The organism is Burkholderia guangdongensis (assembly GCF_013403875.1).
Lineage (GTDB): Bacteria > Pseudomonadota > Gammaproteobacteria > Burkholderiales > Burkholderiaceae > Burkholderia > Burkholderia guangdongensis.
The window spans coordinates 253220-271505 of sequence record NZ_JACBNX010000004.1; the positions used below are offsets into that span (position 1 = coordinate 253220).

At 68.6% G+C, this 18286-nt stretch carries 13 protein-coding genes; 7 read left to right on the forward strand and 6 right to left on the reverse strand.

The window, feature by feature from the left end; genetic code table 11:
- Nucleotides 1-32 precede the first annotated feature (32 nt).
- Entirely contained in the window at nt 33-3998 is a 3966-nt protein-coding gene (locus tag HZI36_RS06070) for a DNA translocase FtsK (RefSeq protein WP_179401724.1), read from the reverse strand.
- 148 nt (nt 3999-4146) lie between these two features.
- Nucleotides 4147-4707: an META domain-containing protein gene (locus HZI36_RS06075; protein ID WP_179401725.1), complete on the reverse strand. Its 561-nt coding sequence runs from the start codon at nt 4705-4707 to the stop codon at nt 4147-4149.
- Between the two features lie 224 nt (nt 4708-4931).
- Between HZI36_RS06075 and purT the strand changes: the two genes are divergently transcribed.
- From purT to HZI36_RS06095, 4 genes are all read left to right on the forward strand, one after another.
- Nucleotides 4932-6155: a formate-dependent phosphoribosylglycinamide formyltransferase gene (gene purT / locus HZI36_RS06080; RefSeq protein WP_179401726.1), complete on the forward strand. Its 1224-nt coding sequence runs from the start codon at nt 4932-4934 to the stop codon at nt 6153-6155.
- On the forward strand, nt 6152-6343 hold the full coding sequence (locus tag HZI36_RS06085; protein ID WP_179401727.1) for a DUF6726 family protein: 192 nt from the start codon (nt 6152-6154) through the stop codon (nt 6341-6343). Before purT ends, HZI36_RS06085 begins: the two co-directional genes overlap by 4 nt.
- Before the next feature lie 76 nt (nt 6344-6419).
- Nucleotides 6420-6806: an MliC family protein gene (locus tag HZI36_RS06090; RefSeq protein ID WP_179401728.1), complete on the forward strand. Its 387-nt coding sequence runs from the start codon at nt 6420-6422 to the stop codon at nt 6804-6806.
- Between the two features lie 344 nt (nt 6807-7150).
- Entirely contained in the window at nt 7151-8626 is a 1476-nt protein-coding gene (locus HZI36_RS06095) for a DEAD/DEAH box helicase (RefSeq protein WP_246326979.1), read from the forward strand.
- Nucleotides 8627-8748: 122 nt separating this feature from the next.
- Here HZI36_RS06095 and gluQRS read toward each other — a convergent pair whose 3' ends face one another.
- Nucleotides 8749-9642 (reverse strand): tRNA glutamyl-Q(34) synthetase GluQRS, encoded by an 894-nt coding sequence (gene gluQRS / locus HZI36_RS06100; RefSeq protein ID WP_179401730.1) that lies wholly within the window; start codon nt 9640-9642, stop codon nt 8749-8751.
- Between the two features lie 25 nt (nt 9643-9667).
- Nucleotides 9668-10531 (reverse strand): sulfurtransferase, encoded by an 864-nt coding sequence (locus HZI36_RS06105; RefSeq protein ID WP_179401731.1) that lies wholly within the window; start codon nt 10529-10531, stop codon nt 9668-9670.
- A 245-nt stretch (nt 10532-10776) separates the two neighbouring features.
- On the opposite strand from HZI36_RS06105, the gene dnaE reads away from it, so the two are divergent.
- Genes dnaE through HZI36_RS06120 form a run of 3 tightly spaced genes read left to right on the forward strand, consistent with a single transcriptional unit; the run spans nt 10777 to nt 16498 of the window.
- Nucleotides 10777-14331 (forward strand): DNA polymerase III subunit alpha, encoded by a 3555-nt coding sequence (gene dnaE / locus HZI36_RS06110; protein ID WP_179401732.1) that lies wholly within the window; start codon nt 10777-10779, stop codon nt 14329-14331.
- A 57-nt stretch (nt 14332-14388) separates the two neighbouring features.
- Nucleotides 14389-15567 (forward strand): glycosyltransferase family 9 protein, encoded by a 1179-nt coding sequence (locus HZI36_RS06115; RefSeq protein ID WP_179401733.1) that lies wholly within the window; start codon nt 14389-14391, stop codon nt 15565-15567.
- Nucleotides 15560-16498, forward strand: a complete 939-nt coding sequence (locus HZI36_RS06120) for a glycosyltransferase family 2 protein (protein ID WP_179401734.1) — start codon at nt 15560-15562, stop codon at nt 16496-16498. The genes HZI36_RS06115 and HZI36_RS06120 overlap by 8 nt, the downstream gene beginning before the upstream one ends.
- Before the next feature lie 19 nt (nt 16499-16517).
- Here HZI36_RS06120 and HZI36_RS06125 read toward each other — a convergent pair whose 3' ends face one another.
- Together HZI36_RS06125 and HZI36_RS06130 are read right to left on the reverse strand one after the other, a co-directional pair.
- Nucleotides 16518-17363 carry a glycosyltransferase family 17 protein gene (locus HZI36_RS06125; protein WP_179401735.1) on the reverse strand — a complete coding sequence of 282 codons (846 nt, stop codon included), beginning with the start codon at nt 17361-17363 and terminating at the stop codon, nt 16518-16520.
- Entirely contained in the window at nt 17360-18160 is an 801-nt protein-coding gene (locus HZI36_RS06130) for a glycosyltransferase family 2 protein (protein WP_179401736.1), read from the reverse strand. Before HZI36_RS06130 ends, HZI36_RS06125 begins: the two co-directional genes overlap by 4 nt.
- Between the last annotated feature and the right edge of the window lie 126 nt (nt 18161-18286).

Below are 18286 nucleotides of genomic sequence, written 5' to 3' on the forward strand. Positions count from 1 at the left end.
CCGCCGGACGGCAAATACCGGGTTGCCGCGAACTATTCGGCCGCGGCGGGCACGAGCACCTCGCGGCTGCCGTTGATGCCCATCTGCGACACGAGCCCGGCCGCCTCCATTTGCTCGACGAGCCGCGCCGCGCGGTTGTAGCCGATCCGCAACTGGCGCTGCACCGACGAGATCGACGCGCGCCGCGTGCGCACGACGAACGCGACCGCCTCGTCGTACAGCGGATCGGCCTCGGCGTCGGGCGCTTCGCCGAACAGATCCTGCGACGCGCCTTCGGACGCCGGCCCGTCGAGAATTCCTTCCTCGTACTGCGGCTCGCCGAACTGCTTCAGATACTCGACGATCCGGTGCACTTCCTCGTCGGCGACGAACGCGCCATGCACGCGCTGTGGATAGCCGGTGCCGGGCGGCAGGAACAGCATGTCGCCCTGGCCGAGCAGCGATTCGGCGCCCATCTGGTCGAGGATCGTCCGCGAATCGATCTTGGACGACACCTGGAACGCGACGCGCGTCGGGATGTTCGCCTTGATCAGACCCGTGATCACGTCGACCGACGGCCGCTGCGTCGCGAGGATCAGGTGGATGCCGGCCGCGCGCGCCTTCTGCGCGAGGCGCGCGATCAGCTCCTCGATCTTCTTGCCGGCGACCATCATCAGATCGGCGAGTTCGTCGATCACGACGACGATCAGCGGCAGCGCGGACAGCGGCTCCGGATCGTCGGGCGTCAGCGAGAACGGGTTGCCGATCTTCTTCTCCTTCGCCTCGGCGTCGCGGATCTTCTGGTTGAAGCCGGCGAGATTGCGCACGCCGACCGCGGACATCAGCCGGTAGCGCTTCTCCATCTCGCCGACGCACCAGTTCAGCGCGTTCGCGGCGAGCTTCATGTCGGTGACGACCGGCGCGAGCAGATGCGGAATCCCTTCGTAGACGGAGAGTTCGAGCATCTTCGGGTCGATCATGATCAGCCGGACGTCCTCGGGCGTCGCCTTGTACAGCAGCGACAGGATCATCGCGTTGATCGCGACCGACTTGCCGGAGCCGGTCGTGCCGGCGACGAGCATGTGCGGTGCCTTCGCGAGATCGGTGACGATCGGGTTGCCGGTGATGTCCTTGCCCAGCGCGATCGTCAGCTGTGACGCGGAGTGCTGGTACGCGCGCGCGGCGAGGATCTCGGACAGGCGGATCATCTGGCGCTTCGCGTTCGGCAGCTCGAGGCCCATGCAGGTTTTGCCGGGGATCGTCTCGACGACGCGGATCGACGTGAGGCCGAGCCCGCGCGACAGGTCTTTCATCAGGCCGACGATCTGGCTGCCGCGCACGCCGAGTGCGGGCTCGATCTCGAAGCGCGTGATCACCGGGCCCGCCGACGCGCCGACGACCGTGACCGGCACCTTGAATTCCTGCAGGCGCTGCTCGATGACCTGCGCGGTCTGTGCGAGGTGCTCGTCGGTGATCGGTTCGATATCGCCGGACGCCGGCTCGAGCAGGTCGAGCGTCGGAAGCTCGACGTTCGACGCGGCCGGCGCGTGAAATTCGAACGCGTTCGGGCGCGGCGGGCGGGGCGCCGGGGTGTCGGCGGCGGGCGGCGTCGGCACGGGGCCGATCGACGAAGTCAGGGGTGCGGGCGTCGTGAAGGCGGCGACATGCGCTGTCGTGGCGTCGCGCGACATCCGATCGACGGTGGGCGTATCGGCATCAACATCAACATCGGCATCAACATCGGCATCGGCCGGCGACGTTGGCGCGACACTGTCGATGCGATCCGGTCGTGCGGCGGGTGCCGACGTCGCGATGCTTTCGCCGTCATGCGCCGATTCGGTGGCGTGTCGTACCGGAGCGATCGCCGTCGCGACCGATGGCGCGAACGCGTGGGTGACCGCGGCGGGCGCGACCGTTGCGGCAGGCGGCACGATGTTCGACATCCGGGCGTCAAGCGCGGTACTTGCCGCGGGCTCGTCTTCCCACGGCGCGACGTGGCTCCGCGCGGCGAGAAACGGCGCGACCGGAAGCTCGATCGGCGTGATTTGCGCGTCGTGCGCGTTCACCTGGTGATGGGAGGTGTCCGTGGTGTCTTCGTAGATGCCGGCCGATGCGGCGGCGAGGCCGATTCCGGAAGCGGCCGCGAACGGCACGGGGACGCGCGCGGCACCGACAGACGGGATCGTTGCGATGGAGCCGACAGCGGCGGGCGTCCGGACTTGAGCCGGCGTCGCAAAGGGGAGGGTCGATGCGCGGGTGTTTGCGGCAGCGTCGAGCGCGTCGAGCGGCTCGCGCGCGGCGTCGTGAGCGGCTTCGTGCGCTTCGACCGGAGTCGGCGCGGCGAACGGCGGTGTCGATGCGCTGGCGGCGCCGGTGGCAACGACCGGCGCTGCGTCCGCATTCGGGGCGAACGACGCGTGTGCGACGTCATGCTCAGCGACGGGATTCGGTGCCGAGAACGGCACGGCCGACGCCGTGGTCGTGCCAGGATTCGGTGCCGAGAACGGCACGGCCGACGCCGTGGTCGTGCCAGGATTCGGTGCCGAGAACGGCGCGGCCGACGCCGTGGTCGTGCCGGGATTCGGTGCCGCGAACGGCACGGCCGACGCCGTGGTTGTGCCGGGATTCGGTGCCGCGAACGGCGCGGCCGATGCCCTGGTCGTGACGGGATTCGGTGCCGAGAACGGCACGGCTGATGCCCTGGTTGTGCCGGAATTCGGTGTCGCGAACGGCACGGCCGACGCCCCGGCCGTGCGGGCGACGGCACTCGCATCGACGCGATCGCGTCCGACGTCACGCGCGCCGGTGTCGGCGAGCGTTGCCGCGGCAGCCAGCGTCGACGCTGCCGCAACGCCGGCCGCGACCGCGGGCGCGGCCGCATGCGCGGCGTCGCCCGGCGTGGTGCCGGCGAGCGTTGCCCATTGCGCGGTGCTCGCCTCGATCGACCGCAGCGTGTCGTGCACGCTCGGCGCCGGCGCGATCCGCTCCGCCGGCCGTTCGGACCACGCGTAGAGCGGCGCGCGGGCCTGCGTTGTCGGCGGCCGCCTGCGCGGCGGCGCGGACGGCTGCGGCGCCGCCGGCGCGACCGCCGGCCGCACCGGCGGCCGTGCCGGCACTTGCGCGGCCTGGCGTGGCGCGATGTTCGCGCGCGGCAGGTCGGCCTGACGGGCCGCACTGACCGGCCGTGTTTGCAGCGGCGCCGCCGCGCGCGCGCGCGCCGGTTCGCCGACCTTCGGCATCGTCGCGGCGCGCGGCGCCTGCGGCGTGCCGATCGTGGCGGCCGCCCGGCCCGTGCCGCCGATGCCGCCGACGCCACCGACGCCACCGACGCCACCCACCGTCCCCACGCCCGCCGCCGTCGCTGCCGTGCCCGGCGTTTTCCCCGCCGCGCCAGGCTTCAGCCACCCCGACGGCGCGACCGGCTCCACGACCTGCCGCGGCGGCGTCTGCCCGCGCGGACGCGCCTGCGGCCCCGGCTTCCACAGCGTCGGCCGGGTGAAGCGGCCGTTCTGTCGCGGCGCCATTGAATTCACCGTATGCGCGGACGTCGGCTGCACGTCGCCGGCGCGCCGCACGCGGCGCTCGTCGTCGCGATGAAGCGCGTTGCGCGGCAGGTCCGCGACGCCGCGTGCCGCGTCGCGGTCGCCATCGCCGCGCGACAGCCCGAGCCCGAACGACGCGTCGAGCCACTCGAACACGCGCGGCCAGCTGATCCCGATCAGCCACGGCAGCCCGAGCACGAACGGCACGATCATCGCGAGCGGCGTTCCGACGCGGCCCAGCACGTGCTCGAAGCCGGCCGACAGCGCGTGGCCGAGCAGGTTCGCGTCGGCGCCGGACAACGCGCTCGTCAGCACGCAGCTCGCGACGAACACGCACGCGAAGCCGAGCCAGAGCCGGATCGAGCCGGGGCCGGCGAGGCCGCCGCCACCGGGCAGCATCGCCTTCACGAGCCGCCAGAAGAGAGGGAGGAGCCAGACGGCGGATACGCCGAACCAGCCGAAAACGACCGTGTGCATGCTTCGAAACAGGAGAGGGGCGGAAACGCGTGGCGCGATCCGCCGAGTTTAACTGGCCGACGATGATGTTTTTCGGGCACGTCGCCGAACGCGGCGCGGCGCTTCGCCCGGCGCGGCCCAACGTCGCGCCGCGCCGCGCGGATCGGGGTTACGGACTGCGTCGCGCGAACGTCAGCGTCGCGCCGTCGTCGGTCACGATGAAAAGCTGCTGCGGCGCGCGCATCTGCACGCCGGTCTTCGCGATGTGCGCGAGCGCGTCGAGGTACGCAGGCTCGAGCGCGCCGCCGGCGCTCGCGCAGGCCATTCGCGTGCTCGCGAGCGGGCCGAAGCTCAGCGCGCCGTTCTTCAGATCGTAGGTGCCCGTGTAGCGGTTGCAGCCGGCGTAGCCGGACGCGCGGCGCACGCCGTCGGCCGTCGACAGCGTCAGCGCGACCGGCTCGCCGCTCCCGTCGCTCGGGCCGTGCGGCACCGCGCGCGACGTGCCGTCGGCGTTCTGCCAGCCGGTCAGCGCCCAGCTCGTGTCGTCGAGCAGCTGGACGGTGGCGGGGTTGAACGGATCGGGAGCGGGGGCGGACGAATCGGGGTGGGTCGGCATCGCGCAGGCGCCGAGAAGCGCGGAGAGAAGCACTGCAAACGACAGCGGCGACAGCGCGCCGAGCGGTGCGCCGAGACGGGCGCGCACGCGGGCGGCTGCGGTGGAGTGGAACATGAGCCTCGTTCCTTCATCGATGAGCTGAACAAGGCGTAAGAGTAACGCACTCGCGTCGCGCAAGGCGAGTCGACCATCCGGCCGGCAAATCGTTCGCGCGACGCGCGCGCGGCACGCTACGCCGTACTGATGCCCGGCATCCCGGAATTGGGGGGCTACGCGCGGGGGCGCGCGTGCTAGCATCGCGGTTGATTTCGTTCAACTCTTCATTCTCGGAAACGTACATGCAGATCGGTCAGCGGCTCGGTACGCCGCTTTCGCCGTCCGCGACGCGCGTCATGCTGCTCGGCGCCGGCGAACTCGGCAAGGAAGTCATCATCGCGCTGCAGCGGCTCGGCGTCGAAGTGATCGCGGTCGACCGCTATCCGGACGCGCCCGGGCACCAGGTCGCGCATCGCGCGCACGTGATCGACATGACCGACGCCGCGGCGCTGCGCGCGCTCGTCGAGACCGAGCGGCCGCATCTGATCGTGCCCGAGATCGAGGCGATCGCCACCGATGCGCTCGCCGGCATCGAGGCCGCCGGGCTCGCCGAGGTGATCCCGACCGCGCGCGCGACGCAGCTCACGATGAACCGCGAGGGAATCCGCCGGCTCGCGGCCGAGGAGCTTGGCCTGCCGACGTCGCCGTACGCGTTCGCGGATTCGTTCGACGCGTTCAAGGCCGCCATCGCCGACATCGGGATGCCGTGCGTCGTGAAACCGGTGATGTCGTCGTCGGGCAAGGGGCAGTCGGTCGTGAAGACCGACGCCGACGTCGAGCCCGCGTGGCAGTACGCGCTCGCGGGCGGTCGCGTGAACCACGGCCGCGTGATCGTCGAGGGCTTCGTCGACTTCGACTACGAGATCACGCTGCTGACCGTGCGCGCGCTCGATCCCGCGACGCTCGACACCCGCACGTATTTCTGCGAGCCGGTCGGCCACGTGCAGGTTGCCGGCGACTACGTCGAATCGTGGCAGCCGCAACCGATGAGCGCGACCGCGCTCGCGCGCGCCCGCGACGTCGCGCACAAGGTGACCGAGGCGCTCGGCGGGCGCGGCCTGTTCGGCGTCGAGCTGTTCGTGCGCGGCGACGACGTGTGGTTCTCCGAAGTGAGCCCGCGCCCGCACGACACGGGCCTCGTCACGCTCGCGTCGCAGCGCCAGTCCGAATTTGAGCTCCACGCGCGCGCGATCCTCGGCTTGCCGGTCGATCCGTCGCTGCGCTCGCCGGCTGCGTCGGCCGTGATCTACGGCGGGCTCGACGAGCCGGGCATCGCGTTCGAAGGCGTGCGCGACGCGCTGGCGGTGCCGGGCGCCGACCTGCGCCTGTTCGGCAAGCCGGAGAGCTTCGTGAAGCGCCGGATGGGCGTCGCGCTCGCGACGGGCGCCGACGTCGACGAAGCCCGCGAGCGCGCGAAGCGCGCGGCCGCCGCGGTGCGGCCGACGTCCGCCGGAGGGGCGCGATGACGCCGCTGCGCGTGCTGCGGCGCGCGCTCACGGCCGCCGCCGCGCTCGCGCTCTGCGCGGGCCTGTCCGGCTGCGGCCTCGCGGCCGCGCCGTGCCGGATCGTGTCGGCGGGCCTGAAGATCGTCCCGGTCGTCGGGCACGTCGCGGCCGCGCCGACCGACGCTTGCGCGGACGTGATCGATCCCTGAATTCGATTCCCTGAGCGGCGCCCGTGCGCCGGTCATTTCACGCGTTGCTCAAAAAGAAAAGAGGAGGAGTACCTGTATGTTTCGTCAAACCCTCGCCGCGCTCGCTGTCGTCGGGCTGACCCTTTCCGCGGCGCATGCCGCACAGCTCACCGTCGAGGAAGTCGACGCCGACGCGCGCCAGACCACGCTGTACCAGTGCGCGAACCAGCCGAAGCCGGTGCGCGTGTCGTACTGGCGCTCGAGCAACGGCCAGAGCTTCGCGCTCGTGCCGGTCGACGGCCAGCAACTGCTGTTCGTCGACACCGTATCCGCGTCGGGCGTCCACTATCAGGCCGGCCGCTACACGTGGTTGCAGAAGGGCAACGAAGGCACGCTGCGCGACGAGATCGCCGATGCGAAGGCGCCGCCGCTGCTGGCGGACTGCGTCGAGATCGTGAAGAAAAAGAAGAAGCTGAAGTGGTGAGCGGCCGGACGGCCTGACCCGGCGGCGCGAGCGCGCACCGCTCGCGCCCGGCCCGTTCCGATCCGCGCTGCACGTGCCGCATCGCCGCGGCATGTGTTGTTGCGACGCAGCACAATCGGACCCGCGAATGCCGGCTGTCACGGTTGCGTCGCCGCACGGTGCTACAATACGTCCCTTTCCGCCGGCATACCGCGCCGGACGGAGCCCTTTCGGCCCGAGCGCCAGGGCGGCGCCGAGCGGCGCGCCGCGGCTCCGTCATCATTCCGAACCATTGTTTGCGCAGCAGCCCCGCGGGGCCGCCCGACGCCCGATGTTCCGCCGCGCCTTTTGAGCGAAACGCCACCATGTCCGATTCTGTTGCCACGCCCGTCGACGCAACCTTCGACCAATTCGGCCTCGACGCCGATATCCTGAAAGCCATTGCGGAGCAGGGTTATACGACGCCGACGCCGATCCAGGCGAAGGCGATTCCGGTCGTGCTCGCCGGCCGCGACGTGATGGGCGCCGCGCAGACGGGCACCGGCAAGACCGCGAGCTTCTCGCTGCCGATCATCCAGCGGCTGCTGCCGCAGGCGAACACGAGCGCGTCGCCGGCGCGCCACCCGGTGCGCGCGCTGATCCTGACGCCGACCCGCGAGCTCGCCGACCAGGTCGCCGCGAACGTGCAGTCGTACGGGAAGCACACGGCGTTGCGCAGCGCGGTCGTGTTCGGCGGTGTCGACATGAATCCGCAGATGGCCGAGCTGCGCCGCGGCGTCGAAGTCCTGATCGCGACGCCGGGGCGCCTGCTCGACCACGTGCAGCAGAAAACCGCGAACCTCGGCCAGGTGCAGATCCTCGTGCTCGACGAGGCCGATCGGATGCTCGACATGGGCTTCCTGCCCGACCTGCAGCGGATCCTGAACCTGCTGCCGAAGGAGCGTCAGACGCTGCTGTTCTCGGCGACGTTCTCGCCGGAGATCAAGAAGCTCGCGTCGACGTATCTGCGCAACCCGCAGACGATCGAGGTCGCGCGCAGCAACTCGACGAACGCGAACGTCACGCAGATCGTCTACGACGTCGCCGAGGGCGACAAGCAGGCGGCCGTCGTGCAGCTGATCCGCGGCCGCGAACTCAAGCAGGTGCTCGTGTTCTGCAACAGCAAGATCGGCGCGAGCCGCCTCGCGCGCCAGCTCGAGCGCGACGGCGTCGTCGCGTCGGCGATCCACGGCGACAAGACGCAGATCGAGCGGATGCAGGCGCTCGACGCGTTCAAGCGCGGCGAGATCGAGGCGCTCGTCGCGACCGACGTCGCCGCGCGCGGCCTCGACATTGTCGAGCTGCCGGCCGTGATCAACTTCGACCTGCCGTTCAGCGCGGAGGACTACGTGCACCGGATCGGCCGCACGGGCCGCGCGGGGGCGACGGGCGATGCGCTGTCGCTGTGCAGCCCGAACGAGCGCAAGCAACTCGCCGATATCGAGAAGCTGATCAAGCGTCCGCTCGACGTGCAGTCGCTGGCGCTCGACAAGCCGGCGCGCCATCGGTACGACGAACGCGGCGAACGGGGCGAACGCGGCGAACGGGGCGGTGAGCGCGGCGGCCGCCGCGATCGCGACGAGCATCGCGGCGCGTCGAGCCGGCGTCCGGCGGGCGGCGAGCGAGGCCATCATCGCCGTCACGAGGCGCCGATCGACGATTTTTTCCTGAAGCCGTACGAGCCGTCGGCGCAGGCGAAGCCGATCGAGGACGTGCAGTCCTCGCAGCCGGAGAAGAAGCCGAAGCGTCAGGTCGCCGCGCTGCTCGGCGGATTCGGGATGCCCAGGAAGCCGTCCGCCTGAGCGGCGCGGCGCGCGAAGCGCAAAGCCGGCGGTTCCGGCGAGGGCGGGATGCAACGGGTGCATGCGATGAGCATGTGCCCGTTTTTATTTGCGCTCAGTTAATCGTACTCAGTCAGTCGCGCTCAGCCGGTGCCCGGCCCGAAGCGGCGCGCCCACGCGGCAGTCGCGGCCAAAAGAAACGCATCGCGCGCGATGCCGGGCGCGTCGCCTTCGACCGCGAGGCCGAGATGCGCGGCTGCGGCGCGCAGCGCCGGCAGCGGATCGTCGCGCTCGAGCGCGGTCGCGCCGGTCTGCTTGCTGAGCTTCTCGCCGTGCGTGTCGACGACGACCGGCACGTGCAGATACGCGGGCGTCGGCGCGCCGAGACAGCGCTGCAGATAGATCTGCCGCGCGGTCGAATCGAGCAGGTCGGCGCCGCGCACGACATGCGTGATGCCCGCGTCGGCATCGTCGACGACGACCGCGAGCTGATACGCCCACTGGCCGTCCGCGCGCTTCAGCACGAAATCGCCGACGTCGGTCGCGAGATTCTGCGTTTGCGTGCGCTGCCAGCGGTCGTCGAACGTGACGATCGCGGCGTTGCCGTCCGGCACGCGCAGCCGCCACGTGCGCGCACGCTTGCCGTGCAGCCCATCGCGGCACGTGCCCGGATACGCGAGCGTCGTATGGCGCTCGTGCGCGGCGCGCAGCGAATCGGCGATTTCCTTGCGCGTGCAGCCGCACGGATAGACCAGGCCGCCCGCGGTGAGTTGCGCGAGCGCCGCCGCGTAATGCGCGTCGCGCCGGCTTTGCCAGACGGGCGGCTCGTCCGGCGCCATCCCGAAATGCGCGAGCGTGCGCAGAATGTCGTCAGCCGCGCCGGGCACGGTGCGCGGCCCGTCGAGATCCTCGATCCGCACGAGCCACGCGCCGCGATGCGCGCGCGCGTCGAGCCAGCTCGCGAGCGCGCCGACGAGCGAGCCGAAATGCAGCGGGCCGGTTGGCGACGGCGCGAAGCGGCCGCGATAAGCGCTCATCTGGCCTGACGGACGAAGGCGGCGTTCAGGCCGCGTGCGGCGCGGCCGGGGTGTGCGCGCAGGCCGGGCACGACTGGCCGGGCACGTAGTCCGGCGATTGTTGCGCGTCGGGCGTGACGACCGCGCGGCACGCGAAGCACGTGACGTTCGCGGTCGGCTCGAGTTGCGGATTCAGCGCGGTGCGATAGTCGAACACGAAGCAGTCGCCGTGATAGTGCGCGCCGCCGACTTCCTCGAAATACTTGAGGATCCCGCCTTCGAGCTGATAGACGTGGTCGATGCCGGCGCCCTTCATGTGGATCGCGGCCTTCTCGCAGCGGATTCCGCCGGTGCAGAACGACACGACGGTCTTGCCTTCGAGATCCGCGCGGTTCGCTTCGATCACGTCCGGGAATTCGCTGAACTTCGCGATCCGGTAGTCGAGCGCGTGGTCGAACGTGCCGACGTCGACCTCGAACGCGTTGCGGGTGTCGAGCATCACGACCGGGCGGCCGTCGTCGTCGTGGCCGCGATCGAGCCACGCCTTCAGCGTGCGCGCGTCGACGGACGGCGCGCGGCCGAGCTCCGGCCGGATCGTCGGCTTCTTCATCGTGATGATTTCGCGCTTCAGCCGCACGAGCATCCGGCGGAACGGCTGCGCGTCGGACAGGCTCTCCTTGAACTGCAGATCGGCGAACTTGCCCTCGAACAGCGGATCGTCGCGCAGATACGCGATGAATGCGTCGGTCGCGTCGCGCGGGCCCGCGATGAACAGGTTGATCCCCTCGGGCGCGAGCAGGATCGTGCCGCGCAGGCCGAGTTCGTTGCAGCGAGCGGCGACGAGCGGGCGCCACGCTTCAGTCGAGTCGATCGACACGAATCGGTAGGCGGCGAGATTGACGATACTCATGATGGTCGGACGAGAAAGCGGCCGCGGCCGCGTGGCGGAAACACGCGCGCACGCCATAAAAAGGGGTGCGAAGCCGGGCGAAGGATTCGAAAACCCGTATTATCCCGCAAACGGCGCGTCGGCCGGCACCTGGCCGTTTGGCCGATGACGGGCCGCGGGCCGCCGCATCGGCTGAACGGCCAACGGGGGCCCAACGGCGGGATTTTTTGGGCAGCGTCCGCGGCGGGCCGGCTACAATAGCGCCCATGTCAGATCCCCGCTTCGTCCATCTTCGCGTTCACTCCGAATTCTCGATTGCCGACGGCATCGTTCGTCTCGACGACATCGTCAAGGCGGCCGCCGCGGACGGCCAGGGCGCGCTCGCGCTGACCGATCTCGGCAACGCATTCGGTCTCGTCCGTTTCTACAAGGAAGCCCGCGGCAAGGGCATCAAGCCGATCGCCGGGTGCGACGTCTGGATCACGAATCCGGACGACCGCGACAAACCGTCGCGTCTGCTGCTGCTCGTGAAGGACAAGCGCGGCTACCTGAATCTTTGCGAGCTGCTGACGAAGGCGTGGCTCACGAACCAGTACCGCGGCCGCGCCGAAGTCGACGCGCAATGGCTCGAGACGGAGCTGGCCGAGGGCCTGCTCGCACTGTCGGGCGCGCAGCAGGGCGACATCGGCCTCGCGCTCGCGGCCGGCAACGAGGCGGCCGCGAGCCGCCATGCGCAGCGCTGGGCCGCGTGCTTCCCGGGCGGCTTCTACGTCGAACTGCAGCGCTACGGGCAGCCGGGCGCCGAGGCGTATATCCAGCAGGCGGCCACGCTCGCGGCGTCGCTGAAGCTGCCGGTCGTCGCGACGCATCCGACGCAGTACATGACCGACGACGATTTCACCGCGCACGAGGCGCGCGTGTGCATCTCGGAAGGCGACATCCTCGCGAACCCGCGCCGCCAGAAGCGCTTCACGACCGACCAGCATTTCCGCACGCAGGACGACATGGCCGCGCTGTTCGCCGATCTGCCGTCGGCGGTCGCGAACACGGTCGAGATCGCGAAGCGCTGCAACCTGACGCTCGAACTCGGCAAGCCGAAGCTGCCGCTCTTTCCGACGCCCGACGGCATGTCGCTCGACGACTATCTGGTCCAGCTGTCGAAGGAGGGCCTCGAGAAGCGTCTCGAGCAGCTTTTCCCGGACGCGGCCGAGCGCGATGCGCAGCGCGACACGTATTACAAGCGTCTCGATTTCGAATGCGGGACGATCACGAAGATGGGCTTTCCGGGCTACTTCCTGATCGTTGCGGACTTCATCAACTGGGCGAAGAACAACGGCGTGCCGGTCGGTCCCGGCCGCGGCTCGGGCGCGGGCTCGCTCGTCGCGTATTCGCTCGGCATCACCGATCTCGATCCGCTGCGCTACAACCTGCTGTTCGAGCGTTTCCTGAACCCGGAGCGGGTGTCGATGCCCGACTTCGACATCGACTTCTGCCAGCACGGCCGCGATCGCGTGATCCAGTACGTGAAGGAGAAGTACGGCGCGGACGCGGTGTCGCAGATCGCGACGTTCGGCACGATGGCCGCGAAGGCGGCGGTGCGCGACATCGGCCGCGTGCTCGACCTCGGCTACATGTTCACCGACGGCGTCGCGAAGCTGATCCCGTTCAAGCCGGGCAAGCACGTGACGATCGCGGATGCGATGAAGGAAGAGCCGCTGCTGCAGGAGCGTTACGACAACGAGGACGAAGTCCATCAACTGCTCGATCTCGCGCAGCGCGTCGAGGGGCTGACGCGCAACGTCGGGATGCACGCGGGCGGCGTGCTGATCGCGCCCGGCAAGCTGACCGATTTCTGCCCGCTGTACGCGCAGGGCGACGACGGCGGCGTCGTCAGCCAGTACGACAAGGACGACGTCGAGGCGGTCGGCCTCGTGAAGTTCGACTTTCTGGGCCTGACCACGCTGACGATTCTCGACTGGGCCGAGCGCTACATCCGGATGCTCGATCCATCGAAGGCCGACTGGTCGCTCGCGCAGGTGCCGCTCGACGATCCGGCGTCGTTCCAGATCCTGAAGAAGGCGAACACGGTCGCCGTGTTCCAGCTGGAAAGCCGCGGGATGCAGGGGATGCTGAAGGATGCGCAGCCCGACCGCTTCGAGGACATCATCGCGCTCGTGTCGCTGTACCGCCCGGGCCCGATGGATCTGATCCCGAGCTTCTGCGCGCGCAAGCACGGGCGCGAGAAGGTCGACTATCCGGATCCGCGTGTCGAACCCGTCCTGAAAGAGACCTACGGGATCATGGTCTATCAGGAGCAGGTGATGCAGATGGCGCAGATCATCGGCGGCTACTCGCTCGGTGGCGCGGACTTGCTGCGCCGGGCGATGGGCAAGAAGAAGGCCGAGGAGATGGCCCAGCACCGCGAGATCTTCGCCGAGGGCGCGGCGAAGAACGGCCTCGCGCGCGAGAAATCCGACGAGATCTTCGACCTGATGGAGAAGTTCGCGGGCTACGGCTTCAACAAGTCGCACGCAGCCGCGTACGCGCTGCTCGCGTACTACACCGCGTGGCTGAAGGCGCATCATCCGGCCGAATTCATGGCGGCCAACATGACGCTCGCGATGGACGACACCGACAAGGTGAAGATCCTGTTCGACGACTGCGTCGTGAACAATCTCGCCGTGCTGCCGCCCGACATCAACCAGTCGCACTACCGCTTCGTGCCGGTCGCGCAAGCCGACGGCAAGCGTTCGCGCACGATCCGCTACGGCCTCGGCGCGGTGAAGGGCAGCGGCCAGAACGCGATCGAGGAGATCCTGCGCGCGCGCGAGGAAAAGCCGTTCTCCGACCTGTTCGATTTCTGCGAGCGGATCGACCGGCGCGTCGTGAACCGGCGGACCGTCGAAGCGCTGATTCGCGCGGGCGCGTTCGATTCGCTGAACGCGAACCGCGCGCAGTTGCTCGCGTCGGTGCCGCTCGCGATGGAAGCGGCCGACCAGGCCGAGGCGAACGCGATGCAGGCGGGCCTGTTCGACATGGGCGCCGAGTCGCCGCACGCGCATGCGCTCGTCGACGAGCCAGCGTGGGACGACAAGCGCCGGCTCCAGGAAGAGAAGGGCGCGCTCGGCTTCTATCTGTCCGGGCACCTGTTCGACGCGTATCGCGACGAGGTGCGCCGCTTCGCGCGGCAGAAGCTCGGCGAGTTGAAAGAAGGCCGCGACAAGCTCGTGGCCGGCGTGATCGCGTCGCTGCGCACGCAGATGACCCAGCGCGGCAAGATGCTGATCGCGCTGCTCGACGACGGTTCGGGCCAGTGCGAGATCACGGTCTTCAACGAGCAGTTCGACGCGAACAAGGCGCTGTTCAAGGAAGACGAACTGCTGATCGTGCAGGGGCAGGCGCGCAACGACGCGTTCACGGGCGGCATCCGCTTCACCGCCGATTCGGTGATGGATCTGGAGCGCGCGCGCAGCCGCTACGCGCAGGCGGTGCGGCTGACCGTGAACGGCAACGCGGACGCGGCGGTGCTGCGCCGCGTGCTCGAGCCGCATGTCGCGAAGGACGAGCCGGCCGCGAGCGTCGCCGAAGCGCCCGCGCCGCGCGGCGGCGGGCGCGAAGGTGGCCGCGAAGGTGGCCGTGAAGGCGGGCGCCGCGCGCCACCGCCCGCGCCGAACGGGCTCGCGGTGCAGATTCTCTACAGCAGCGCGCGCGCACAGGGCGAGATGCGCCTCGGCGACGCGTGGCGCGTGAAGCCGAGCGATGCGCTGCTCGCGGAGCTGCGCGCCGCATTCGGCGGCAGCGTGGCCGAGATCGCGTATTGAACGTGCGACGCACGCCGGTTCGATTGCAAAGAGAGATTAACGAGGTTCAGTTGATGGATGGATCAAGTTTTGGACCTGTTCCCCGCTGACCGTCCGCCGCGCACGATCCTGGTCGCCTGCACGCGTCGCATCGGCGATGTGCTGCTGACCACGCCGCTCGTGCGTTCGCTGAAGGCCCGCTGGCCCGATGCGCAGATCGACATGCTGGTGTTCCGCGGCACCGAGGGCGTGCTCGAGAACAATCCCGATATCCGGAGGGTGATCACGGTCGCGCAGCGTACCGGCATCGGCGAGCGTTTCGCCGATGCGATGCGGATCTGGCGCCGGTACGATCTGGCCTGCGCCGCGATCAATTCGGACCGGCCGCGTTTTTATTGCTGGTTCGCGGGCCGCAAGCGCGTCGGCCTGCTGGAGCCCCGGCGCGTCACGCGTTTCAATCGCTGGATGCTCGATCGCCATGTGGTGGACGATGGCGACGTGCATACGGTCAACAGCGGCCTGCTGCTGGCGCGCGCGCTCGGGCTCACGCCGCTGGCCGACGTGGTGCCGCCGGGCATTGGCCGCGATGCCGCCGCGATCGCGCGTTTCGAGCAACGTTTCGATGGCGCCGGCGAGCTGCGGGGGCGACCCTATGTGGTGCTGCATCCGTACCCGATGTATGCGTACAAGATGTGGCATCTGGACGGCTGGGTCGAGCTCGCGAAATGGTTGCAGGCGCAAGGTTTCGCGATCGCGTTGAGCGGTGGGCCGGCACAGGCCGAGCGCGACTATGCGGCGCAGCTCGCGAGCCGTTTGTCGGGCGTGGTGCTGAATCGGGCCGGGCAGTTTTCGCTGGCGGAAAGTGCCGAGATGATTCGGCGCGCACGGCTTTACGTGGGCCCGGATACCAGCGCCACGCATATCGCGGCGGCCACCGGCACGCCGACGCTGGCTCTGTTCGGACCGTCGGATCCGGTGCGCTGGGGGCCGTGGCCCCAGGGCTGGGAGGCGGGCGCCAGTCCCTGGCAACGCAAGGGCACGGCGCGGCATGGTAACGTGTACCTGCTGCAAGGCGAGGGCGCTTGCGTGCCGTGCCTCAAGGAAGGCTGCGAGCAGCATCTGGCGAGCCCGAGCGAATGCCTGACCACGCTGAGCGCGGCGCGCGTGATCCGTGCCGCGGCTGAATTATTGAACGTGCCGGTGCCCGTGGCGGCAGTGCGCGTTGACGCGATACCGAGAGAGAACAAGCATGTTTAGCATCCTGATTCCGACCTGGAACAACCTGCCTTATCTGAAGCTGTGCATCGACAGTATCCGGCGGCATTCGGCTTATGAACATGAGATTCTCGTGCACGTGAACGACGGCAGCGACGGTACCCTCGATTGGGTGCGCGAACAGGGCATCGCGCATACCTGGAGCCGCGGCAACGTCGGTGTGTGCGTGGCGTTGAACGACGTGGCGCGCCTTGCAACGCGCGACTGGATCCTGTTCATGAACGATGACATGTTCTGTACGCCGGGCTGGGATCTGGCCTTCGAGGCCGCGCTGCGCAAGCTCGATCATTCGTGCGCGTACCTGTCCTCGCATCTGATCGAGCCCGCGAAGACCGGCAACGATCTGGTATCGGTCGGCGCATTCGGCACGAGTCCGGAAACCTTCGACGAGGCCGGCCTGCTTGCGCATGCCAGGCAGATCAAGACCGCCGACCGCGATGGTGTGGCCTCGCAGCCGACGCTCGTGAGCCGCGAGCTGTGGCACCGCGTCGGCGGCTACAGTATCGAGTTCGGGCCGGGCATGAGCAGTGACGACGACTTCCTGATCAAGCTCTGGCTGGTGGGTTGCCGCGTGTTCCGCATCGTCGGCGAAAGCCGCCTCTACCACTTCAGCTGCCGCAGCACCGGGCGTATCAAGCGAAACCGCGGCGGCCGCGAGTTCCTGATGAAGTGGGGGATCTCGCCGCGCGAATTCAAGCAGAAATACATGCGCGATGGTGCGGGCAAGCCGCGCGACGCGCTGCCCGATGTGCCGGTGCCGAGCCTGAAGAGCCGCGTGAAGCGCTTGATGTACGCGTTCGGCCGTTACCCGACGCTCGATCTCGCGGCATGGGAGCCGAATCTGCCGGCGCAGTTGCAGTTCATGTCGCTGGCCGAGCGCGACGCGAGGTCCAGCGAGAAGAGCAGCGTGTAAGCGCGCTTTCGAGGTCGGCTCAGACCGGCCTCAGCCATTGTGCATAGCGTTCCTGATGCGCGACCAGATAGGCCGGAAACCGGGGGGCATCGAGCGTTTGCGCCAGGTAGTGGCTGTTCGGGTTGAGCAGATCGTCGCCGGCGCGGATCTTTGCATCGATATACGCGAAATCCTTGTATTCTTCGCGCACGAATTCCTGCTCGGCGATGCTCTCCATCTTCAGCACGATTTTCTCGGGCGGCAGCACCCACGTAAAATGCCAGCCGCCCGGGCTCAGGTGCTGAACCTCGAAACGCCGGAACCACGCGCGGCGCAGCGAGCGCAGCGGCCCCGACGATTTGTATGAGCGTACCGCCGTGACGGTGCCGAAAAACTTTTCGACCTGACGCATCGTGGTGATCTTGGAGCCGGTCCAGATCGCGGGCTGGTCATTTTCCCGCACCAGCAGATTGTTCAGGAAGTACGCATACGCGTGCTGCTGGAAATCGCCGCGGCGGTAGCGCGGGTCGTATGTGCGGATCGTGGCCGGATATGGAATCTCGTCGAGATCCGAGACCAGGATCCAGTCATCGGGCCGGGCGTCGTGCAGGCCATGGATCAGGTAGTTGCGCTGGTAGTTCTCGTTCTTCCACGCGCTGCGCGCGCCCGGCGGGAAATGATCGACCACCAGGTAACGAATCTTGTCGCGGTATTTCGCGAATTTCTCGATGTCGAAATGGAGCGGTTTCGGATTGCCGGTTTGCGTATAGACCGCCTCTGAAATCACGAAGTAATCGACATGGTCCCACAGCGTTTCGAGCCGCAGCTCGAGCAGCATGTCCTCGTTGAAATAGCAGAAACAATCGTAGATCTTCGGGCGGGTCATTGTCGGGCTTGCGGTTCGTTGCCGCGGATGTCGTCACGGAGCAGCATCATCTTGAGATAGCGATAGTACGAGGCTTCGGCGTTCGACACGGCGAGGATGAAGCCCATTTTCCCGTCGAGGAAACCGAGTTTGACGACATAGGTGCGGATGAAATTCCACATGCCGTGCAGCACCGCGCGGCGCAGGCCACCGTGTTTGCCGCGCGCGACTTTCTGCGCGGCGCCGTAGCTCGAATAGCTGTCGATTTTGCCGAGTACTTCGGAAAAATCGCGGTACGTGTAATGCAGTAGCGGTGTTTTCAGCCGCTCGCCGCGCGTGCCGTCGACGCCAATCACCCGTTCGTGCACCAGGTCGTCGGAGAAGCGCGCCCGGCCGCGCCGGAACAGGCGCAGCACGTAGTCGGGGCTCCAGCCGCTATGATGGATCCAGGCGCCGCAGTAATTGGAGCGGCGCGGGAGATCGTACAGCTCGGCCGTGGGGGCGGCGATGCAGGCCAGGATTTCGTCGCGCAGTTCTGCCGGAACGCGCTCGTCGGCATCGATCGACAGCACCCAGGTGCCGCGCGCCTGATCCAGCGCACGCTGCTTTTGTGGCCCGAAGCCTGGCCAGTCGGTTTCATGAACGATGGCGCCATGCTCGCGGCAGATTGCCTGCGTGCCGTCGGTGCTGCCCGAATCGAACACGATGATTTCATCGACCCACGGTTTCAGCGACGCGAGGCAGGCGCCGATATCGCAAGCCTCGTTCTTGGTGATGATGATGGCGCTGAGAGTGGGAGGGGCGGAACGGTCGCTCATGAGGTGCGATGCATGGGTCGAGGCAGGTCTGGCAGGCGCGGCGAGGCTCGCGCAAGTATAGCAAGCTCGTGGTGCGGCAAACTCTCGCAGGCAAGACCCGTCACTCGGCATCCCCGCCGGGCCGAG